The sequence below is a fragment of the Brevibacillus sedimenti genome, assembly GCF_020923495.1.
In the GTDB taxonomy this organism is placed as follows: domain Bacteria; phylum Bacillota; class Bacilli; order Brevibacillales; family Brevibacillaceae; genus Brevibacillus; species Brevibacillus aydinogluensis.
On record NZ_CP064048.1, the window covers coordinates 42,868 to 64,342 of the forward strand.

23 protein-coding genes and 1 pseudogene are annotated in these 21,475 nt (G+C 57.6%); 4 read left to right on the forward strand and 20 right to left on the reverse strand.

The features are described from left to right. Positions 1 to 146 precede the first annotated feature (146 nt). Positions 147 to 1,559 carry an LCP family protein gene (locus IRT44_RS00235; RefSeq protein WP_171567077.1) on the reverse strand — a complete coding sequence of 471 codons (1,413 nt, stop codon included), beginning with the start codon at positions 1,557 to 1,559 and terminating at the stop codon, positions 147 to 149. A gap of 290 nt (positions 1,560 to 1,849) precedes the next feature. Continuing rightward, positions 1,850 to 2,719 (reverse strand): carbohydrate kinase family protein, encoded by an 870-nt coding sequence (locus tag IRT44_RS00240; RefSeq protein ID WP_171567079.1) that lies wholly within the window; start codon positions 2,717 to 2,719, stop codon positions 1,850 to 1,852. A 200-nt stretch (positions 2,720 to 2,919) separates the two neighbouring features. On the opposite strand from IRT44_RS00240, the gene IRT44_RS00245 reads away from it, so the two are divergent. Beyond that, on the forward strand, positions 2,920 to 4,143 hold the full coding sequence (locus IRT44_RS00245) for an MFS transporter (protein ID WP_230077247.1): 1,224 nt from the start codon (positions 2,920 to 2,922) through the stop codon (positions 4,141 to 4,143). Positions 4,144 to 4,240: 97 nt separating this feature from the next. Here the strand turns inward: IRT44_RS00245 and IRT44_RS00250 are convergent, their stop codons facing one another. The 6 genes and pseudogenes from IRT44_RS00250 to IRT44_RS00275 form a co-directional block, all read right to left on the reverse strand. Beyond that, positions 4,241 to 6,346, reverse strand: coding sequence for a YecA family protein (locus tag IRT44_RS00250; protein WP_409978437.1), 2,106 nt, complete (start codon positions 6,344 to 6,346; stop codon positions 4,241 to 4,243). A 43-nt stretch (positions 6,347 to 6,389) separates the two neighbouring features. Further along, a complete protein-coding gene (locus tag IRT44_RS00255; protein WP_230077249.1) occupies positions 6,390 to 6,635 on the reverse strand; it encodes a hypothetical protein in 246 nt (81 codons plus the stop codon). A 14-nt stretch (positions 6,636 to 6,649) separates the two neighbouring features. Then, the gene (locus IRT44_RS00260) at positions 6,650 to 7,720 is read right to left on the reverse strand and encodes a hypothetical protein (RefSeq protein WP_230077250.1); all 1,071 of its coding nucleotides are present in this window, start codon (positions 7,718 to 7,720) and stop codon (positions 6,650 to 6,652) included. A gap of 211 nt (positions 7,721 to 7,931) precedes the next feature. After that, complete coding sequence (locus IRT44_RS00265) at positions 7,932 to 8,876, reverse strand: 3'-5' exoribonuclease YhaM family protein (protein ID WP_212132754.1); 945 nt, start codon at positions 8,874 to 8,876, stop codon at positions 7,932 to 7,934. A gap of 18 nt (positions 8,877 to 8,894) precedes the next feature. Next, positions 8,895 to 9,431, reverse strand: coding sequence for a YkvA family protein (locus tag IRT44_RS00270; protein ID WP_171567091.1), 537 nt, complete (start codon positions 9,429 to 9,431; stop codon positions 8,895 to 8,897). Then, positions 9,428 to 10,055: pseudogene (locus IRT44_RS00275) on the reverse strand (DedA family protein). The gene IRT44_RS00270 and the pseudogene IRT44_RS00275 overlap by 4 nt, the downstream one beginning before the upstream one ends. Before the next feature lie 288 nt (positions 10,056 to 10,343). Between IRT44_RS00275 and IRT44_RS00280 the strand changes: the two are divergent. Beyond that, on the forward strand, positions 10,344 to 10,829 hold the full coding sequence (locus IRT44_RS00280; protein WP_171567093.1) for a DUF2062 domain-containing protein: 486 nt from the start codon (positions 10,344 to 10,346) through the stop codon (positions 10,827 to 10,829). Positions 10,830 to 10,972: 143 nt separating this feature from the next. Here IRT44_RS00280 and IRT44_RS00285 read toward each other — a convergent pair whose 3' ends face one another. Further along, on the reverse strand, positions 10,973 to 11,194 hold the full coding sequence (locus tag IRT44_RS00285) for a hypothetical protein (protein WP_171567095.1): 222 nt from the start codon (positions 11,192 to 11,194) through the stop codon (positions 10,973 to 10,975). 142 nt (positions 11,195 to 11,336) lie between these two features. Further along, complete coding sequence (gene nadE / locus IRT44_RS00290; RefSeq protein ID WP_171567096.1) at positions 11,337 to 12,089, reverse strand: NAD(+) synthase; 753 nt, start codon at positions 12,087 to 12,089, stop codon at positions 11,337 to 11,339. A 120-nt stretch (positions 12,090 to 12,209) separates the two neighbouring features. On the opposite strand from nadE, the gene map reads away from it, so the two are divergent. Further along, positions 12,210 to 12,956: a type I methionyl aminopeptidase gene (gene map / locus IRT44_RS00295; protein WP_171567099.1), complete on the forward strand. Its 747-nt coding sequence runs from the start codon at positions 12,210 to 12,212 to the stop codon at positions 12,954 to 12,956. Between the two features lie 97 nt (positions 12,957 to 13,053). Here map and IRT44_RS00300 read toward each other — a convergent pair whose 3' ends face one another. From IRT44_RS00300 to IRT44_RS00330, 7 genes are all read right to left on the reverse strand, one after another. Then, on the reverse strand, positions 13,054 to 13,224 hold the full coding sequence (locus tag IRT44_RS00300) for a hypothetical protein (protein ID WP_171567101.1): 171 nt from the start codon (positions 13,222 to 13,224) through the stop codon (positions 13,054 to 13,056). Positions 13,225 to 13,299: 75 nt separating this feature from the next. Next, positions 13,300 to 13,650, reverse strand: a complete 351-nt coding sequence (locus tag IRT44_RS00305) for a PspC domain-containing protein (protein WP_171567103.1) — start codon at positions 13,648 to 13,650, stop codon at positions 13,300 to 13,302. A gap of 177 nt (positions 13,651 to 13,827) precedes the next feature. Then, positions 13,828 to 14,259 (reverse strand): DUF2935 domain-containing protein, encoded by a 432-nt coding sequence (locus IRT44_RS00310; RefSeq protein ID WP_171567105.1) that lies wholly within the window; start codon positions 14,257 to 14,259, stop codon positions 13,828 to 13,830. Between the two features lie 99 nt (positions 14,260 to 14,358). After that, positions 14,359 to 14,982: a flavin reductase family protein gene (locus IRT44_RS00315; RefSeq protein ID WP_171567107.1), complete on the reverse strand. Its 624-nt coding sequence runs from the start codon at positions 14,980 to 14,982 to the stop codon at positions 14,359 to 14,361. Positions 14,983 to 15,000: 18 nt separating this feature from the next. After that, positions 15,001 to 16,161, reverse strand: a complete 1,161-nt coding sequence (locus tag IRT44_RS00320; RefSeq protein WP_171567110.1) for a homogentisate 1,2-dioxygenase — start codon at positions 16,159 to 16,161, stop codon at positions 15,001 to 15,003. Positions 16,162 to 16,195: 34 nt separating this feature from the next. Continuing rightward, complete coding sequence (locus IRT44_RS00325; protein WP_212132755.1) at positions 16,196 to 17,125, reverse strand: fumarylacetoacetate hydrolase family protein; 930 nt, start codon at positions 17,123 to 17,125, stop codon at positions 16,196 to 16,198. 416 nt (positions 17,126 to 17,541) lie between these two features. After that, positions 17,542 to 18,447: an RluA family pseudouridine synthase gene (locus tag IRT44_RS00330; protein ID WP_230077251.1), complete on the reverse strand. Its 906-nt coding sequence runs from the start codon at positions 18,445 to 18,447 to the stop codon at positions 17,542 to 17,544. Between the two features lie 350 nt (positions 18,448 to 18,797). On the opposite strand from IRT44_RS00330, the gene IRT44_RS00335 reads away from it, so the two are divergent. Further along, positions 18,798 to 19,310, forward strand: coding sequence for a DUF2269 family protein (locus IRT44_RS00335; protein WP_171567115.1), 513 nt, complete (start codon positions 18,798 to 18,800; stop codon positions 19,308 to 19,310). Positions 19,311 to 19,724: 414 nt separating this feature from the next. Here the strand turns inward: IRT44_RS00335 and tpx are convergent, their stop codons facing one another. From tpx to IRT44_RS00350, 3 genes are all read right to left on the reverse strand, one after another. Next, entirely contained in the window at positions 19,725 to 20,246 is a 522-nt protein-coding gene (gene tpx / locus IRT44_RS00340; protein ID WP_171567116.1) for a thiol peroxidase, read from the reverse strand. 88 nt (positions 20,247 to 20,334) lie between these two features. Next, positions 20,335 to 20,868, reverse strand: coding sequence for a hypothetical protein (locus tag IRT44_RS00345; RefSeq protein ID WP_212132757.1), 534 nt, complete (start codon positions 20,866 to 20,868; stop codon positions 20,335 to 20,337). A 48-nt stretch (positions 20,869 to 20,916) separates the two neighbouring features. Beyond that, entirely contained in the window at positions 20,917 to 21,351 is a 435-nt protein-coding gene (locus IRT44_RS00350) for a gamma-glutamylcyclotransferase family protein (protein WP_230077252.1), read from the reverse strand. Positions 21,352 to 21,475 lie beyond the last annotated feature (124 nt).

Below are 21,475 nucleotides of genomic sequence, written 5' to 3' on the forward strand. Positions count from 1 at the left end.
CCACGCTTTCGGTGTTTTTAAACCACCTTGTGCATTTATTTTGCAAAAAAACTTTTTTGTACGCAGAACATGACATCGTCCTCCGCCCAGCAAAAAAAACACCCGGTCTACCGGGTGTTTTCTCTGCTCTCTTTATCGCGACACGGCTACGAGGTGCTGATCTGGTCGGACGGATCGACTGCTGTCGGCACCTGCTGTTGGCTTCCTGCCGGCGGCACGATGTCCGGCGGCGGTGTGGTTCCCGTCGACGGCACGGGATTGGACGACGGCGTGCCATCCTGTCCCGTCGGCGAAATAATATCAGGCGGCGGTGTTTCGCCTGTTTCCGGCTTCAGCTCAGTTTCGTCCTGTGCCGGATTGGATGGCGTTTCTTCCTTCGCCTTCGACTTGGCTGGCCGGGTCGCCGGTGCAGCCGTCTCCACCGTTGCAGATGTGCTTTTCTTGCGCGGATTGCTGCTGGCGGTCACTGTCTCCTCCCCGCTCTCCAGTACGGGAGAATCGTTTAACTGAGCGACGACGCTTCCCGACAGGCCCATCTCCGTCTGCAGGGTGGTTCGGATGGCGTTCAGGTTTTCCTTGGGCAGGTAGGTGTACCCACCTTTCCAGTACGCCCCGTTATCCAACGTAACCAGCGAAGAGGAATTGAATCCCTTGAAGTCGTAGGCGAGCCCCTTGATCTGCTCTTTGGACAGATCGGTATGAATGTGCTTTGCGCCTATATCCATGACGTTAAAGATTTTCGTCAAGCCGTCCAGCGAAGTGGCCTTGTCCACTACAGCTCGGATAACCTCCTGCTGACGGCGGTTGCGGTCAAAGTCGGTGGAAAAGTATTTGGTGCCGCGGTTGTCGTGCCGATGGCGGACGTAGCCCAGCGCCTGCTCGCCGTTCAAAAGCTGCAGACCGGGCTCCAGGTTGATATGGGTGCCGTCCGTCGGGTCATCGTACACCAGTTTGCGGTCGACGTTGACCTCGACGCCGCCCAACTCGTCGATGACCGCCTTGAAGCCTTCAAAGTCAACTGCGACGTAATGATGGATCGGAATGCCCAGCAGTTCCGTCAGCGTCTTTTTCGTCAGCGAGATGCCGTCTTCCGTCGGCGTTTCGTTGTTCCGCTCCGCCCGACGTCGCTCCGCCTCCCCGTTGGCGTAGACGGCGTTGATTTTATGGTAGTCCCGGTACCCCGGAATCTTTACCCGCGTATCCCGCGGGATCGACACCATGGTCACCTTTTTCGTCTCCGGGTTGGCGACGGCGACGATCATGACGTCCGTATTCATCGTCCCTGTCTCCGGGCGTGTATCCCGGCCGAGAATGATAAACGACAGCGGCTTGTCGGAATGGTAGGTAGGGTCTGTATTTGAAGTTAGCGGAGAAAAGTCGTTATTCGTCACGGTATCCAGTGTCCGATCGATTTTCCAGTAAACCGCGCCAGCCGCTCCGCCGATCATCAGCAGCATGAACAAGCTGAACAAAATCAGCCGTCTGCGCAGGGTGCGCCGACGCGCCGACTTTTTCTTCTGTGCGGAAGTGCGCGTGCGCGTTGCCACAGTTTCAGGCATATGTATCAAACTCCTTGTTAGCATTGGAAAAAAGTTGTGAAAAGATCGAAAAAACAAGAAAAGTGCTTGTTGAAATAAAGCACCGCATATTTCTTCCAAATAGTAATACTCTGACTTCGGTATTATACCATATTGTTGTCCATTTTTGTAGAAAAATGTTGCCAGAACGTAAAACTCCTCCATTGGTTGTCGATGGAGGAGTGGTTCTTGTTAAAGAGTTTAGGTCATTGTCGTCCCTGTGTCGCGCAGGCTTCCGTTCGCTTCCGCATCGATTCGTGCGTGAGCGGCAGCTAGGCGGCTGCCCGTTCCGCCACCGTTACGCCAAATGCCGCTTGCTCGGCGAGCGACTCGGTTTTTCTGAGGGCAGCCAGCACGCCCGCCACAAACGCATCCTTGGCAGTTTCGCGCAGGGAGCAATCGGGCTGCGGCAACCAGAGCGCCTCTGACTGCCGGCACACATACAGGCCGTTTTCACCGCCCAGCACGATCACCTGTTGGACTCCCTCGTTGAGCAGTATGCTGGCTGCCGCTTCCGCGCCCGCAGCCGAGGACGCAGGCTTCCCCGTCAGCACTTCCAGCTCGTCCGTGTCGATGACGATCAGCTTGACGCCGTGTAAAAGCCCCCGCCACCGCTCCGCCTTTTTCACCGAGACGGGATCGGCCACGACAGGTATGCCCCGGCGCATCCCTTCCCGCAGAAAACGGCGGATGACCCACTCCGGCAAATTGGCGTCCAGAAACAAGCCGGTTGCATGCTGCAGCCGCTTTACACCGTCTTCCATCATCTGCTCCGTCCACGCCTCGTTCACCGCCATGTCGGAGATGGCCGCGAGCAGTTCGCCGTCAGCGGCGCGGATGGCCAGATAGCGTCCCGTCCTGCCGCCAGGAACGCGGACCATCCCGATGGTCGCCACGCCGCTTTGGGCCGTCATCTGGCGCAGCCATTCCCCTTCCGCATCTTCGCCAACCAGCGCGAACAGCAGCACCTCTTCTCCCAGGCGCGCCAGGTGGTCAGCCACGTTGCGCGCCACGCCGCCCGCCGTCTGACGTACGATACCCGGATTGCTCGTTCCCGGCAGCAGTGCGGCGGACGTGATCCCCTGCACGTCCACATTGGCTCCCCCAGCGCACAACCAGTATTCCTTCATGCTACCCAGCATGTCATGCCCCCCTCGTCGCCATTCGCGTCTTCTTGCATTTTCTTACTCTTTCGACATTATTCTGTGTTTCCCTACCACAAGATGGAATACGCGTTCGCTTGCACGTTTATTTCACATCGGCATATGATCAATGTTCAGTAGTGACGAGCGGCGCAAACAGTGCTACAGTTAAGGGCAAAAACGATGACGGAGATGAACTTATGAGTGCCCATAGCGGCAGTGTTAACACCTCTGCTGCGGTACATGCCGCTCCCACGGTGTACCGTGTGTTGTTTGCTATCAGCCTGGTCCACCTGCTCAACGACAGCCTGCAGGCGGTCATTCCCGCCCTGCTGCCAGTTCTTGAAGCAAATTTGGCCCTGACGTATACCCAGGTGGGCATGATCCTATTGGTCATGAACCTGACGGCTTCCGCTCTCCAGCCGGTCGTCGGGTACATATCCGACCGCAAGTCGCGACCGTACATGCTGCCGGTCGGTCTGTTGGTCTCCGGGCTCGGCATGCTGTCACTGGCCCTGGCCAGCAATTACTACGTCGTGCTGCTCGCCGTCGCCTGCGTCGGCATCGGGTCGGCCGTATTTCATCCGGAAGCATCGCGGGTCGCCCACCACGCCTCCGGCACCCGCCGAGGATTGGGACAGTCCATTTTTCAGGTGGGGGGCAACGCCGGACAGGCGCTCGCGCCGCTGATGACCATATTGATCTTCCAACAGTTGGGCCAGCCGGGCGCGATGTGGTTTTTGGTCCCGGCAGCTGCCGCCAGTGCAGTGCTTGTGTACGTCGCCAACTGGTACCAGGGGCAGCAGCGCGCCAAAAAAGCTGTCGCCGCTGCAGTCGCCTACACCCACCGCAACAAGCGCCTGGTCGCACTGGGCCTGTTGGTCCTGATCGTCAGCGTCCGTTCCTGGATGAGTGCAGGCTATCAAAGCTTCTACCAGTTCTACCTGATGAACATCCAGCACATGAGCTATGACAGTGCGCAGTACTGCGTGTTCGTCTTCCTGCTCGCAGGCGCGATCGGCACCTTTTTGGGCGGCCCGCTGGCCGATCGGTTCGGCAAACGCAACCTGCTGATCGTCTCCACACTGGGCGCGCTGCCGCTGACGCTCTTGACACCGTACGTGTCCGGATATTGGATTTATCCTGTCTTGTTTCTCTGCGGTCTGATCCTGCTGTCCAGCTTTTCCGTCACGGTCGTCTACGCCCAGGAACTGCTGCCGGGACGCGTTGGCACCGTCTCCGGCCTGATTATCGGTCTGGCCTTTGGCATGGGCGGCATGGGTGCGCTGGTGCTCGGGTATTTGGCCGACCTGTACGGCATTGCGTCCGTCATCACGCTCTGCTCGCTCATGCCGCTGATCGGTGTCCTCGGCCTGCTTCTGCCCAAAGATCAAAACCTGCGAGCCTGGGTGGCACGCGATTAACCACGCTTAACAGCGAGCACGGGACACGAAAGCAGCGCACCAAAGCAAAATCCCCCATGGGTGATTTCAGCCCATGGGGGATTTTTCATGTGATGAGTTATACGGGAACGCTGGTGGTGACACCCAACAGCTGGGAAACGGCCTGCGGATACAGCTCGGGTGTCCCGTACAGATACCAGGAGCCGTCCTGGGTTTGGCCGATCAGCCCGGCGATCGTCCAATCGGGCGCCAGTGCTTCGGCTGCCTGTGCGGCAAGCGACAGACGGATCGTTTCGCCGCTCGGCCGTTTCGCCAGCCAACCGTCTGTTTCCCGGCTGATCAGCACGAGGTGTTCTTCTGCCACCTGCTTGGGCCCGTCCGCGCCAAACAGACGCTGGTACGCCTCTTTTTCCAGAAGACCGCGCAGGCGGTACGCCTCCGGCAGCGCCTCTTTCAACTCGCCGAACAGCGGCTGCATGGCGGCGGCAATTGACGTGCCGTACTGCTTGTCCAGCCACTTGAAAAAGGCCATCAGCACCGACAAGAGGTTGCCGGCCAGCGTCTTGGTGGCCGCGTCCACGCGGGTAAAGATGTCGTGGACGAGGAAGTACGCCACGTCTTCCTGCCGGAGCTGCTCCCAGGTAAAGGAGGGGCCAAAAGCGCTGCGGACAAACGTGCGGAAGTTGTTCATCGCTTCGTCGTACTTCTTGACCGTCGCTTCCGACTTGCCCTCGGTCATTTCCGCCACAAAGCGGTTGATATCGGCCAGCCGCTCCGGCTGCACCGTATAGACGCTCTCCGGCAGCCCTTCGATCAGCGGACGGCTGAGCAGGTTGGCCACGTGCAGGGTGTTGTTCGGCAGCGCCAACCGCGGCTTGAGCGTATCCAGGTGGATGAGCCGACCCAGTCCCTGGCCGGACTGTCCGTCCCGCACCAGATGATCGATCAGTTCCTGAAGCTTGTTTTGCAGCGTCTCGTTCGCAGAAGCTGCTGCCAGCGTAGGAGCCAGCCCGTCCAAGGCTTCATGCGGGGTCACGAGCCACTTTTCCGTAAAATAGGCGCGCATCGCCCACTGCAAAACAGGGGACGGCAGCATTGGCTCGCTGGTGACAAACAACGTGCCTTTCGCCAGCCTGGAACCAGTAGACGTCAGCACGCGAATCTCTTCCTCGGATGCTTGGTCGGGAAGTTGCAGCAGCGACGCCACTTCGTCAATCTGCGCCGGATAGCCTTCCACCCAGGCCGTATTGTCCTGCAGGATCAATTCAGCCTGCACTTCGTACAGCTCCAGAAGCGCATCTTTTAGCGTCGGAAAGAGATGCTCTTCCTTGCGCGGGGCGTACACCCAGATTTCCCGGCTGCCGTCCCGCTTTTTCAATTCGAACGCCCGCTGCGCATCGATCGCCTGACGAAGCCGGTCCATGTCCGGAATCGTGTAGATGCGCCGGGTAAGACCGTCGCTGCGGCTGCCGCCCTCCGATGCGCCAAAGGCGACGATGAATCGATACAGCGCGGTGGTGTAGGTGCGCCGTTCAGGGTTATCCGCTGCTTCCAGCACTTCCGGATGTTCACCCAACCACTCCACCAATGCGGGCTTTACGTGTGGTTGCAAGATGATGCTGCCCGAGAACAAAAGATCACGCAGCCCCAGATTGAGCAACCGGCCCACGATGATCTGACCAGGCTGCATGTTCAGGGGGCTGGTTCTCAGCACATAGCGGGTCTCGCCGCTGAGCGGATGGCGGACCGTCAGCACATCCCGCTCCACCTGCACGATCTCGTAGGCGTTCAAGTGCAGACGGGTGAAGGAGCGGCGCAGATCCAGGTCCATCCGGCGGCCGTGCTGCTTCAGATAGCTTTCCAGCACGGTTTCGCCGTTGGCTTTCACATCAAGGACGAACCAGTTGAAAAAGTGGGCCGCCCACTCCGGATTCATGACGCTCTCAGCCGCCAGTCCGACCTCCGCGGCAAAGCGCTCCCGTGCCTGTTGGACGGTTTCGCTGCTGACCTTGCCGGCGACGAAGTGGTTCAGCCGTTCGACCCAGGATGCGTACTCCTTTTGCAGTTTTTGCTCGTGTCGGCTGCGCAGCTCCGTGATCGGTGTCACGATGCCGCAACATTTTTTGTATTTTTTCCCGCTTCCACAGGGACAAAGATCATTTCTTCCTACAGACATAAGGGGTTTGGATCTCCTTTCATTTCCACCGCGGCATGCGCGGGGAATCTAGCGCAATCCCCCTATATATACCGCATTTCTTATCAGGTGTTCAAGTGTTCTCGTGTCGGTCATGAGCGATGCCCGCCACTGCGGACGACTCCCACTGGGCGATAAACTGCTCCAGCCGATATATCAGCGCTTCGATGCGGTGCTTTTCACTCATGCAGTCAGCGATGGCGGAAAGCTGATTCGCGGCGAACAGCTCCACCACTTCCCGTTCCATTTCCTGTAGGCGAATCCGATAACGCGCGATAATCTCGCGCAGCAAGGAAAACCTCTGCTCAAACCGGATCATGGCCTCCAGATCGCTCATTGCTGTTCGGTAGTCGTCAGCACTTGCTGAATGCCAAGTGCGATCTGCTCGTTTTTATGCTTCTCTTTCATCAGAACTTCGATGGCCTGCATGTTGCTTTGCTGAAAATGAGCCACTACTTCCTGGGCCATCTCCGCGTTGCGCGACTCCAGACGTCCCAGCGCCTGGCGCAGCAGTTGTTGTACTTCTTCCAGAACCGATTGGGTTTGTACGGTATTCATGGACAATTCCTCCTCAAAGTGAAGTTGTTCGTGCACTTCCTGATGGCGGTGTGTATGGTTTTGTGCGGGCTGCGCCTCGCGTTCCCGCTGTCCGTCCGTGGACTGCTGCTGTGAGGTGCCGGACTGTCCCGCGTCTTTTACATCGGTATGGCCGGCTTCTGCCGGATCTGCCTCAGGCTTTGTTTCGTCCGCCGTCTCCACGGCTGCGGCCGCTTCCAGACCGGCTTGACTTTGCTCTTCGTCACCGTCGCGGGCGATTATGTACAAGATCTCGCCGTCCAACCGAAAGCGGTCGTCCAGCGCCGGCAAAAACATCGCGTCGTCCGCCACGCCCACCTCCTGCTCCAGAAAGTGGTGAACGGTACGGGCCGCCACCTGGGTGATGCCGTTGGCGCGGCAGAATGCGTATACCTGGTCATTGGCCAGTGTCCATTCCGCCAGAAACCAGCGGCCATCACCCTGGTACTGGACGAAGCGGGGGTCCCGCTCCAACTGCAGCATGCGCATGATCTGATTCCAGCCGAACTGGGTCTGACGGCGAAGCTCCGCCGCTATTTGTTCCAACGTTTTGGGCATATGGGTATCACGCACAAAACGGTACGCCAGATCAAACAGTTGATGGGGCTGATAGGTCAATTCGATAATCGCCTCGGAACGCCCAACTTTCACCGGTGCCTGCTCCATTCGCAGCACCTTGGCGAGCAGGGCGCTGCCGTCCATGCCGAAGCCGGTTGTCAACCCGCTCGCTTCCAGACGGGAACAGATCTCCTCGCGGGGAAGGGAGCGTTCGCCAGACCGAAACACCTTTTTAATAATACTCGACAGGGTATAGGTTGGCCGTTTCATTAAACTTACTCCTTCTACGCTATTGGCAACAGGTCTGCCAAGCAAATGGGAATCAAGATGGGTATTCGACACCAGCAGGGAAAAATCCTACTGCGACCGAAAGTGATTGTCTATTCGGTTTGTTTTTATAAATGAAAAAAGAGCGGACCCGATCCGCTTCAAAAAGTGCTCCGGCGAGGCGCAAGCGGCAGTCGCTTTTGCCTCGTCGCTGTCAATAGCCGCGCCACACCTTTCGCCTCAAGGCGCCGGCGTAGGCCCACTCCTCGTCCCCCATCTCGGCCAGCGCCTGGCCCAGGGCGTTCATCTTGCTGTCAATCTGGTCGAGATAGTGGAACAGCACGGCTGTGGGCGTCTTGCCGGAGACGGCGCTTCCCCACCCGTTTTCCACATCGCCATGATGGCTCAGGATGCAGTGCTTCAAGTGCAGCACTTCGGGATCACCGAGGGGAATGTCACGTTTGCGGCAGATGCCGCTGATGATCTCCGCTCCCATCACCAAATGGCCGATCAACTGCCCGGGGGTGGTGTAGTCGGGCGCGATCGGGTCAGACAGCTCGTACAGCTTGCCGATGTCGTGCAAAATGCATGTCGCGTACAGCACATCCCGGTCCACCTGAGGGTAGAGCGGCACCAGCCGCTCGGCTGCGGCCAAAAGTGAGACGATGTGCTCCAGCAAGCCGTGGTAGTAATTGTGGTGCATGCGCACACCAGCCGGATAGCAGCGCAGGCGTCCGCCGATCTCCTCGTCGGTCAGCGCCTCCGTCACGATCGCGCGCAGCGTCTCGCTTCTGATCCCGCGAACCGCCTGCTGCAGCTTCTCCCAAAGCTCGTCGGCGGGGAATGGCGAGACCGGCACCAGCGATTCCATCTGAACGTCGTCGGACGGAGACGCGAGCCGGACCCGCTGGATGACCAACTGCTTTTTCCCCCGGTACACCTGCACCGTCGCGTCGATTTTGATGACGGATTTCACCTGGATGGCTTCCTTCAGCTCCGGGGTGACGTCCCACAGTTTGGCGGCAATCGTGCCGGAGCAATCCCCCAGCTCCAGACTGAGGTATTCGCTCTGGTTGCTGGCGACGCCCACCTCCTTGCTCTTGACCAGACAAAACGTGACAACCCGTTCTCCCTCTTGATAATCAAGCAGATATCTCATCTGTCTGTCCTTCCTCGTCTATTTTTTGCGAAACAGGGTCTCTTCGATCTTGTGCACAATTTTCTTGCCGACCAGCTCGTCAGCCGACTTGATCACCCTGGTAATCACCTGGAGCAGATCCTCTTCCCCGTTCCAGTGTTCGCGCACGATCGCCTCGTCCACGTCGACGAGGATGCGCCGCAGCGCGTACACCGCCAGCACGACGTCATCAAGCAGACCAAGGGCGCCAGTCAAGGCTTCCGGAATGAAGTCAATCGGCGTGATAAAATAGGCCACGGCAATCCCGGCCAACGCTTTCGCCTGAACACCGACGCGTTTGTCCAGCATCAGGCGGGCCAGCAGCACAAACAGGTCGGGCGCAAGCAGGATGTACGCGGCTGCCTTTTCGCTGCCTCCCTTTTCACGGATAAAGGCCTGGATCTTCGCCCGCAGCTTGTCGTAAAAGCGCTGGTGCTTCTCCGGCAGTTTCAACGGCACCAGCTCGGCCGGTCTCCGGACGGCGGGCAATCGCTCGTCAGACAATTGTTTGTCTTGATGGCGCTGCTCATCGTTCATGGCAATTCCTCCCGTTTCGTTTTTGCGGCAGCCTTGCGCTTGCACCAGTAGGACCAGCAGACAATAACGGCAAGCAGGGCCAGGAAGAAGACTGCCAGGTTGCGCGCGACCAGCACGAACAACTGCTCCCAGCGTTCTCCCAACTGCCAGCCGATCGTGACGAACAAGGCGCACCAGAATAAGCCCCCTGTGTATGTATACAGCATGAACGTCGGAAACGGAAGCCGGGTGATGCCAGCAAAATAGGCGGTAAACTGGCGAATGCCGGGAATGAAGTAGCCGAGCGGCAGCGCCCATTTGCCCACGCGGTTAAACCAGTCTTCCGTCTTGCGATAAAGCGCGTAGCCCAGGCCGAGCCGCTTCCCATACCGCTCGATAAAGACGAATCCCAACGTCCTGCCGATCCAGTACGCAGTGGTCATCGCCGTAATGGACCCCAGAAAACAGACGAGAAACGTGGGGACGTACTTCAACTGGCCAGTGGAGACGAGGAACCCGGAAAAGACCAGGAGCGTTTCCTCCGGCAGAGGCATTCCGAGAATCCCCAGAAAAAAACAGGCCAAACAAGGCGCCGTACCCGTATTGGGAGATGTATCCGCCAAAAACTGTTACAATTTCATTTATTTCATTCAAGATGTTTTCACCACATTTCGCGCTTGTCCCCTCTTTCAATACATTATGCCAAAAGAAGAAGCGGGCGACAAATATCTGTGAATTATTCCCATTTGAGGAAGTATAATCTTCTTCGCAGCGAGTGTTGACCTTGCCTGGCAGGCCATGGGTTTGTGCGCCTGTATCGCAACCGTTGTCTAAAAATGACGAATTTTATGGGTTCTCGCCGTGGCTTTCCCACTCACTTTTCGCTATAATGAGTGGGAGTATGGAAATAGGATAAATGAGGGACAAGCCGGAATGTGGAAAAAAATCTACCGCAAGTTGAAATACGAGTACTACAAGCTGATTCGGATGAAAGGGGCGCCCTCTTTTGTCGCCCGAGGTTTCTCCGTCGGCATATTTGTTGAGTTCATCACGCTGCCAACCTTTGGTTTGGCATTCCTCCTGCTGTTTCCGCTGGTCAAGCTGTTTCGCTGCAGTTTGCCCGCCGGATTGATCGGCTTTGTAATCGGAAAAATGATCCTGCCAATCTTTATGGTACTAAATTACAAACTGGGCTACTCCATCATCGGCCGGCCGCTGCATGAACATATGAAGCACAACAACGAGCCGTGGGCAAACTGGATCGCCTGGATGAAGCAAAAAGGACTCGCCTATTTTACCGGCAGCGCGATCATGGGCCTCATCGTCGCAATCGGCAGCTATTTCCTCGTCTACTCCGCTCTGCAGTGGTACCGGCAAAAACGGGCCCGCCGTTCACTTGCCCAACGGCAGTCACGGTAAGCGGGAAAACGGGCGCGTCTCCCTATGCAAAATAAAAAAACAAGACCGGTACCGACAGTTTTGTCGACCCGGTCTCTTTTTTTGACGTTCACGGCAACCGGCGGGTGAAAACAGGCCGTCAATCGAAGCGCTTTGTCACGAGGTTACGCGAAAAAGCCTTTTTCCCGCAGCTGTTCCATGATTTCGGAAACGGTCAGATTTTGCTGCAACAGATTCATGGTAACGTCTACCTGCTCTTCAGACAGGCCGTTTGCCCACAGGCTTTCGCGGACCAACACATCGTTGGGGCTGCGGAAGTAAGCCTGCAGGGTTCGCAACACGCGTCCTTCCAAAGTCGTTTTCAGCATCAGTTCGGTTGTCGACATCTGTTCCACCTCTTTCCTAAACAGATCTGTGCATACTTTCTATTATCGTACAAACGCGGCGGAGAATCAACGTCTTCCCCGTTTCTCCGCGAGCCGCCGAACGGCAAGGCACCGTCATTCGCAGTGACTCGCCTGTCCCTGTCTACACTTCCGGCATCGGACGCCGCTTGTGCTCAGAGATGCGGTGCAGGTAATCTATCCGCTTTTTGGCCTCCGGATCGGTCTCGCCCGTGATCAGCAGTCGGTCCAGATCTTCGTACGAAAAGCCCATTTCCTTTTCGTCCGTCTGCCCTTCCCACAGGTCGGCGGACGGCGCCTTGGTCAGGATGGACTCCGGCACGCCCAGTTCGCGCGCCAAAATGCGTATTTCGTGCTTGGTCAGGCTGGCCACCGGATTGATGTCGGCCAATCCGTCGCCGCCCTTGGTCATGTAGCCGATGTAGATTTCGCTGCGGTTGCAGGTGTCCACCACCAGATAGCCCTTTTGGTTGGCAATCGCGTACAACGTCGTCATGCGCAGCCGCGCCTTGGTGTTTCCTTTTGTTTTGTCGTCAAGGGGAAGCACCTTTTCGATTTCCGGGACGATCGCGTCAAACGCCGGTCCAAGGTCGACGGTCACCAACTGCAGACCAATCGCGTCAGCCAGCTTTTGGGCATCCTCCGCATGAATGGCTTGCGAGTACGCCGGCATCCATACGCCGATCACACGCTCCCTGCCCAGCGCCCGTACGCAGAGAGCAGCGGATACTGCGCTGTCAATGCCGCCGGAAATCCCCACGACGGCGCCGCCGAGCCCGGGTCCGTCAATCTGCTCACGGATAAAGGCCACGCGCTTTTCCAGATCTTCCTTCACATGAGCCTGGTAGTGAGCCAGGTGCTCTTGAAATTTGTCCATGCAACGTACCCCCATCTTCACTGTCTCTTCCCATCCTACCACGCGGAAATGACGGTGGCAATCAACGGCAAAGAGGTCTACACTAATAACGAGAACAACTGGAACACAAGGAGAGAGCCGATGATTATCCTCAAGACACCGGAAGAAATCGAACGGATGAGGGCAGCCGGCAAAATTCTCGCCGCCTGCCACCGCGCTCTGGCCAAACGGATTCGCCCCGGGGTAACTACCTGGGAAATCGACCAATTTGTCGAGCAATTCCTCGCAAAACACGGAGCCACGCCTGAGCAGAAAGGGTACCAGGGCTACCCCTACGCCACCTGCGCTTCCGTCAACGACGTCATCTGCCACGGGTTTCCCACCAAGGAACCGCTGAAAGACGGCGACATCGTGACGATTGACATGGTGGTAAACCTGGACGGCTGGCTGGCCGACTCCGCCTGGTCGTACGCGGTGGGCAACATCTCACCCGAAGCAAAGCGGCTGCTGCAGGTGACGGAAAAAGCGCTCTATCTGGGTATTGAGCAGGCTGTCCCGGGCAACCGCGTCGGCGACATTTCCCACGCGATTCAAAGCTACGCCGAGGCACAGGGCTATTCGGTCGTGCGCGACTTTACCGGTCACGGAATCGGCCAACGGATTCATGAAGAGCCGTACATTCCCCACTTTGGACCGCCTGGACGCGGCCCCCGTCTGAAAGAAGGCATGGTGATTACAATCGAGCCGATGCTGAATGTAGGCAGCTACCACGTCAAGATCGACGAGGACGGCTGGACGGCCCGGACTCGTGACGGCAAGCTGTCTGCCCAGTACGAGCACACGATCGCCATTACCGCCGACGGTCCCGTGATTCTGACCAAGCAGTGACAGTCGACCTGACCGTACGGTTAACAAGGTCTGCAAAGAAAAGCGGCAGCTCCCCAAGCAAGGGGGCTGCCGCTTTATTGACTCACGGTGTTGGTGATTAGCGCTGCACGCTGTTCGCGTAGCGGTTCATAAGCGCTTCCAATTCCTGCACGTCTTTTTCCAATTCACGGATGTCCTCTTCAATCAATCGCTTCACTTGCTGTTTTTCCCGCAATATCTTGCGGGTCTGTTCCAGCCTTTGCTTCAGATCGAACAAGCCGAGATGCACTGCTTTCCCCTCCCCATTCTATGTAAAGGTTCCACCTTACATGATATGCGGAAGTACGCAGTTGTTGCCGGTTTCTTATAGACCTTTCCATTTCGCCAATTCGGCGCGAAGGCGGTGTACTTCTTGTATCAAAGCCCGTTTTTCCAGGCGCTCAATCTCACTGTCCAGATCAGATCCGTATCCCCGACCGGCAAACAGCGGATCGTACGGATCGCAGGCGTCGTGTCCGTACGGCCAGGCCGGCTCTTTCGGCATGATCAACGCGAGCAGCAGGTAAATCAACAGGGGCACGAAGGTGCACACGGTGAGAATCACCGCTGCCACCCGCACAAGGGTGGAGTCAATTCGCAGGAATCGGGCGATGCCTCCGCACACGCCAAACAGTCGTTTATCGCTGCTGGATCGGTATAAGCGTCTTTCCATCATGACATTCCTTCCTCTCTGTATCCGTTTCTGATGTTACCTCCAAGATACCCGAAAGAAAGGTTGCCCAAAACTGGCCCCAGGGGGATTTGACCTCCGTCCGGGGACGGAGGCCCGCTCCGTCCCGTGAAGCCTGTGGAATGATCTGCTGATGGTGCCGTGTTTTCTGTAGGCAGCGGGCTAGATCAGCGCCTTGGCCATCAGCGCTTCGGTAATGCCGATAAAGTATTCCGATTCACGGCGGATGTGGTTCAACACCGCCAGCGCCGTGGGATTGCTGCGAAACGCCGGACTGTCCGAACCCATCTGATTCAACAGGGCGATAAACTGCTGGCTCTGTTCCATGGAAAACGTGACCAGCTCCCTGATTTGCCGCATGAGCGGATCGCTCACCCTGTTGCAGGAACGGATGACCGCCTCGATGTAGCGGACAAACAAACCCTGCGTCTGGGCAAATGCCTGCTCCCACTCGGCGAGCGCATCGACGAACTCCTCTTCCAGATTGGGCACCAGCTCACGCAGCACAACGGTGTGTTCACTCTCCTGCAGTTTCCAGAATTCACCTTCGTCCAAGATTCTGAGCGGCATCTTTTCATCGTAATGAAATTGCACGCGTACTCCTCCTTTTTTGCATGTAAAAGGGTCCACCACAGTCTATGTGACAGCGGCGGGAGCGTGCCTTTGCCGCCTGGAATCAGAGTGCAGGAAAAATCAGCTGTCCTGCTTTGGCTGATACATCGGCCGCGGCCGTTCAAACAATTCGCCCAGCGTGGCGTACCAGTGGCCGGCCAGGCGGCTGACAGGGGAGAAGGTGTCGATGTCGATCTTGCCGTCTCGGTAAAGGGAATCGTCGATGTGGACGTGCACCACCTCGCCGATGATCAGGTCCGACGCAGCCGGCTCGCCCAGCGTCATGAAACGGTGCAGCCGGCACTCAAAATGGACGCGCGACTCGCCCAGACGCGGCGGGCGGACGGCGACGGACGGCAGTTGGGTCAGCCCCAGCTCTTCCACCTCGCTCACTTCCGGCGGGTAATCGGCGGAGGTCTGATTGACCGCATCCACGTTGAACACGTCCACCATGTTGACGACAAATTCCTTCGTCTCTGCGATGTTGCGGGCCGTGTCCTTCATCACACTGCCCGGCTTGCGTATGACCGCGACGGAAACCAACATCGGTTCAATGCTGGCCACATTGAAGTAACTGAACGGCGCGGCGTTGACCACACCGTCTGCGCTGAGGGACGTGACCCAGGCGATCGGCCTCGGCACGACCCCGCCAATCAAGAGTTTGTATTTGTCCTGGCGCCCGATGGCACTGATGTCGATTTCCATGCGCATCCCCTTTCCTGTTTACGTTTGGGGCGGGAGCCAGCTGGCCATGTAGTCCGGGTCCTCGATGCCAAGCGCCTGGCGCGTCACCATGAGCGGCTTGAACGTGTCCAGCATGACCGCCAGTTCCCTGGTTTCCGTTTTGCCGATGCTCTCTTCGATCTTGCCCGGATGGGGACCGTGCGGAATGCCCATCGGATGGAGGGTGAGGGAGCCTTCGAAGATTCCCTTGCGGCTCATGAATTGGCCGTCCACGTAATAGAGCACCTCGTCGCTCTCCACGTTGCTGTGGTAGTACGGCGCCGGAATCGCCTGCGGGTGGTAGTCGTACAGCCGCGGCACAAAGGAGCAGACGACGAAGTTCTCTCCGGCAAACGTCTGGTGCACCGGCGGCGGCTGGTGAATGCGTCCCGTGATCGGTTCAAAGTCGTGAATGCTGAGGGCGTACGGGTAGAGATAGCCGTCCCAGCCGACCACGTCAAAGGGATGAAAGTCAAACAGATAACTGTACAGGACGGACTGCCGCTTGACGCGCACCTCGAATTCCCCGGCTTCCACGTGCGTCTGCAGCCGCTCCGGGACGCGGATGTCCCGCTCACAATACGGCGAGTGCTCGAGCAGCTGGCCGTGCTCGTTGCGGTAGCGCTTGGGCGGAACGATGTCGCTTTGCGATTCGATCACCAGAAACCTGCTGGGAGCGGACGGCACGATCCGGTACGTGGTGCCGATCGGAATCACCAGATAATCGCCCTGCCGATAAGAGATCGTGCCGAAGATAGTCTCCAGCTCCCCTTCCCCCTGGTGGACAAACAGCAGTTCGTCCCCGTCCGCGTTGCGGTAAAAATACGTCATCGGCTCGGTCGGAGCGCAGACGCCCAGCACCACGTCACTGTTGCCCAAGAGGTACTGCCGGCCTGAAATCGGATCGCCCCCGGCCTTCAGGTCAAAGGTTTTGAAATGCTGGTGCCGCAGATCCGCCTGCTCCACGTACTCCGGCTTCATCTCGCCGCAACGGCGCGTCGCGCGCACCTGCGTCGGCGGATGATGGTGGTACAGGATCGACTGAATGCCGGAGAAGCCTTTCGTGCCCATCACTTGCTCGCGGTACAGCTCTCCGTTCGGTTTGTAAAAAGTGGTGTGCCGCTTTTTCGGCACCTCCCCCATGCGATGGTAAAAGGGCATCCGTTTTTCCTCCCTTCATGTTTTTGCTGAACCTTTATTCGACCACGACGTTGCGCAGAACCCCCAGACGCTCTACTTCTAATTCCACTACGTCCCCCGGCTCAAGCCACGGGCAGCGTTCCGGCCCCAATTCGAGGATGCAGCCGGTCCCCACCGTGCCCGAGCCGATCACATCGCCGGGATAAAGCGGACAATCGGCAGATGCCCGGGCGATCATCTCGGCGAAGGTGTAATGGATGTCGGCCCAACGTCCGCGCGAGTACTCCACGCCGTTTACCCTCGCAATCATGGTGAGATCGTACCGGCTCCCGCTTTCGCCGGGAATGCGGACGTCTTCCAGTTCGTCAGGAGTGACCAGCCAGGGCCCCATCGACGTGGCAAAATCCTTTCCTTTTGCCGGCCCGAGTCCCACCTTCATTTCTTCCCGCTGCACGTCGCGGGCGCTCCAGTCGTTCAGGATGCAGTAGCCGGCGATGTGCTCCTCCGCCCGCTCGACGGGAATGTCCACGCCCCCTTTGCCGATGACGCAGGCCACCTCCAGCTCGTAGTCCAGCCAGTGCGCCGCCTTGGGCCGCTTCACCGCCGCTTCCGGTCCGACAAAAGCGGCAGCGTTGGAAAAGTAAAAGACGGGAAAATGATACCACTCCGGAATCATGTCCAGCCCGCGGCGGCCGCGCGCCGTCCTGACGTGCTCCTCAAACGCGTAAAAGTCTCGAAAGCTGCGGGGACGGGGCACGGGAGGACCCAGAACAGCCTGCTCCGCCGGCACCGCGCAGGAAGCCGTATCCGCCTCAATCTCCAGACGCTGCAGCCGCTCCCTCCAGCGCTCCCACTCGTCCAGCAAAGCCAGCACGGAAGCGGGGGCCTCCGGAATCGCCTGCGCGATGTCGATCACAAAACTGCTTCGAAACAAGCCTGCCCGCCAATCTCCCTGGCCGCCGCGACGGTACGACACCAATTTCACGCACATCCCTCCTCGCCATACGCATGTACGCATCCCTGATCTTTTGCATTTTTTGCGCAGCGCTCCTGCTTCGGCAGCCATGCCGGCTGGGAACGGCACACAAAAAGCCCAGCTTACCCCCAAACCGTCCCGACTGCATGCGAAAACAGAGCATTCCGCTGTCGTCAATGCAAGTCAAGACGGGCATCAGGCGCAAGCTGGGCTCTGTCCGCTACCGAAGAAAACCTTGCGGGCGTTCCCCCGCAGACAGCCAGCCGTCGACACATGCTGCCGCTCTTCTCTTGTCTGTCTCTATCCTCATCATAACGGAAACGCTTTCCTATTGCCAGAGGAAATTGACGAAATGTTGTCACTTATCTGCCGACGCGCACGCTCCCCGCCGATGTGTACGTCAGGGAGCCGTACGTCTGAATTGATTAGTCCCGGTGTCCGAAAACGCGCTCCGCCAGTTCCTGCATGTCTGCCGGTATCGGTTCGCTCCACTCCATCGCCTGCCCGCTGCGCGGATGGACAAACGACAATCTGGTCGCGTGAAGTGCCTGACGGCCGATGAGGGCCCGGCTGCCGCCGTACAGGTCGTCGCCTGCCAGCGGATGACCGAGATGGTTCATGTGGACGCGGATTTGATGCGTGCGGCCCGTTTCCAGCTTCAGTTCCAGCCAGCTCATCCCGCCGCCTGTCGCCAGCACCCGGTAATGGGTGACTGCCGGCTGGCCGTCCGGCCGCACCTCGCGCACGATGATCGAATCGTCGCGCAGGCCAATCGGGGCATCGATCGTTCCTTCCTCTTCGGCCACGATCCCTTCGACGATCGCATGGTACCAGCGGTGCAGCGTCCGCTCTTTCTGCATGCGGCTGAACTGCTCGTGGGCCCATTGGTTTTTGGCGACGATCAGCAGGCCGGACGTGTCCTTGTCCAGCCGGTTGACGGGGCGAAACTTGCGCCGCTCCCCCCGCTCCCGCCAGTAGGCGACCACGCCATTGGCCAGCGTTCCGCCCGTGTGTCCGCCAGTGGGATGAACGACGAGTCCCGCAGGCTTGGCGATAACCAGGATGTCCTCGTCTTCGTGACGGATGGCCAGTTCCATTGGCTCCGGCTGCACCGTTTCTTCCTCTTCGGCGGGCACCAGGATGGCCACGTCATCCCCCGGCCGCAGCCGCTCCGTGACGAAAACAGGCGTTCCGTTGCGGGTGATCGCTCCCTGGTATTTGGCCCGGACCAGAAGCCGTCGGGACACCCCGAACCGTTTTTGCAGCGCATCGCGAATCGTCATATCCGCTTCCCGCTCCGTAGCCGTAAACCGTATCAGTTCTTCCAACATGTCGTCTCTCCTTTGTCGGAAACCCTTCCTGGTCAGTATAGCACAAACGGAGGGACGGCACTGTTCAGCCGCCATCCTGGAGCCTGGAACCTGGAGACTGGAGCCCGCGCCAATTTCCCGCGGAAGAGTTGCAGATACAAATGCAGATTTTAATGTCAACCTATGTGAGAGGGGCGTACGGCTGTTTGGATGATCGAAGCCGTACGCTGACCATCACACGGAAAAACGATGATCCCCTTCTGGAGTCTTAGGCGAAAACAGTCCCGGGATGGACGAAATGCTTCTTCACACAAATTATAATGTCGACCAAAAGTATTACATCATCGAAATGAAAGGTGGAATTTCTGCGGATGGCTGTACGACTCGGTATCCGAACAAAACAATTATTGGTTTCGATACACGTGATTGCCGTTGCTCTGTGGTTCGGTGGTACGATGGGCATGTTCTTGCTTGGCTTGTATGCAAAAAATGCGGAAAATGGTGCACAGCTGTATTATACCCTGGCAAGCATGCACGTCATTGATGAAAGCATGCTAAAATACCCGGCGCTCGCCACATTGATCACGGGTGTCATGCTGTCCGTATGGACTCACTGGGGACTTTTCAAACATTACTGGGTTGTCATCAAGTTTGTCTTAACCATTGGTACCATTCTTCTGGGCATTTTCTTTCTCCAAGATTGGTTTTCTTTTCTGCTCACAACCGCAGAGCAATTGGGCTTTTCGGCAATCCAGCGTGAAGATTTTCAAAATACCTGGCTCTCCATGATCGTAACTGGTTCGTTTAACCTTCTCTGTTTGATATTGATGACGTTCGTTACCTACATGAAGCCGTTTGGAAAAATCAAGAAAAGGGAATCGTGACACCATCAAACAAGCTGCCAATAATGGCAGCTACAGACTGAAGACAAACTGTTTATTTAGTAAGTGTCCACAAGGAAGTAATTTTCATGTTTTCCAGGCCGGAAGGCCTGCACATTCATCAACCGAAGCTGAAGACAACGTACATCGCATGGAGGGATGGGCCAAGCGAGCTCCTTTGACGACCTGCTCAGCGGAAAAACGAAAGACGCGGGGAAAAACAGGGGGCACAAGTCTCACTTCGCCGAAACACCCAGATGTTTGCCCCCTGCCCGCGTCGCGTTTTGGAGCGGACATCATCCACTTCTTTGCTGGGCGTCAAGAGAGCGAGCGGGCCCGATCTCCCATGCGCCACGGACTTTGTCTACATGCTGAAACCCCCTCGTTTGACGAAGGGGTTATTGCATAGAACATCCGTTATTTCGCTGCTTTGGCCGCCGCGATTGCCGCCTCGTAGTTCGGATGTTCACCCACGGCCGGCACGTATTCGGCGTATACCACCTTGTCGTTGGAATCGACGACGAAGACGGCGCGGGAGAGCAGACGAAGCTCCTTGATCACGACGCCGTACGCGAGACCAAACGACAGATCGCGGTGATCGGACAGGGTTTGCACCTTGTCGATGCCGGCGGCGCCGCACCAGCGGGCTTGGGCAAACGGCAGGTCAACGGAGATGGTCAGGACGGTCACGCCGTCCAGTTTGGCTGCTTCCTCGTTAAACCGGCGGGTTTGCGCGTCGCACACGCCCGTGTCCAGAGACGGAACGACAGAAATGATACGTACAGTGCCTTTGGAATCAGCCAGAGTTACCGGCGTCAGGTTGTTGGCCAGCACGGTAAAATCGGGAGCGGTGTCACCCACTTTGATTTCCGGGCCCAGCAGGGTGACCGGGTTGCCTTTGAACGTGACCACGCCTTGGCGTTCGATCGTAGCAGTCATGAACATTTCCTCCTCACCAGAGATTCATATGTACCTAACTTATCATACTCTATTTTTCTACCTTTTTCACTATGCAAACAGTAGAATTTTACACCTGGAAGCGGACGTGTTTCTCCGTTCGCTGATCCACTTTGTCAATGCGTTTTACTTCGTGTTCGTACTCCCAGTTGCTCCTCATGTTCAGTTCGTGGCAGCGCATCAGCGCGTGAAAAAGGGCAAACTCGAAGCTCACCCGTTTCAATTCGTACTGCGTGCTCATCGACTGGGGCAGGATCGTATTGACAATCTCGATCCGGTAGGTGGCCTTCTCCCGTGAGCGGCGGGTCGGCACGACATAGCCCATCTGTTTCAAGACAAAACCGTAGTCAAACTCTCCGTTGTCGTCAAAGTCGATCGTCTCGTCCGAGGTGGCCAAAAGCTGCAAACACTCGCTTGCGTCCATCCGCTCAAAACAGGCGGGCTTGGGCAGGGCGAGAACGGAACCGTCGCTGTTGACGAAGTAGATGTGATCGCGGTAGTGAAAGATCAGTTCGTCCTCCGGGATGTCGTCAACATACATCCAGTTGGCCGCCGGAATCAACAGCCGCCAGATGTCGGCGGGCGCGGCATGCAACAATTCCATGGCAGGGCTCCCTCCTTTCCCTACCATTCTGGGCAAAAAGGCACACCCCTATTCTCTTTTGCGGCGCATGAAGGCCTCCCAATCGCCGTCGGCCAGGAAGATGCCGGTCTGTCTCGCAAAGGCTTCGTCCACGAAGCGATACACGTAGACGCGCTGTTCTTCCCCCGTTGTCACCAGCCGCGCCGTCATGATTTCGCGCTCGTATTCGTTGCGCGGGTCGCCCGGTCCAAAATACGTCTCCAGTTCGTCCAGACCGCGCAGCGCTTCGTCGTACACGTCCGGCGAAAACAGGAGCACGCCTCCCTTAACCGTTCCCTCCCCTTCTCTCAGCAGACCGGGATACCCGGTGGGCAAATGGTAGAGCTGCCCTTTTACTTCCGCCGGCAGTGCCTGGTGGGGATACGGTTTGACGTACAGCTCCCAGTTGCGAAACCCTGGCAGCAGAGAACCGTAGACGAAAACGGGCAATCGATGTGGATTCATCTGGTTTCCTCCTGTCATTTACGAATATTTGCCGGTGACACAACGGCTTACATTCAGGAAATGTCTCCTCTCACTCCCGGAATGGTAAAAAAAACTGATGTTTCCTCTCGCGCATTTTTGTATA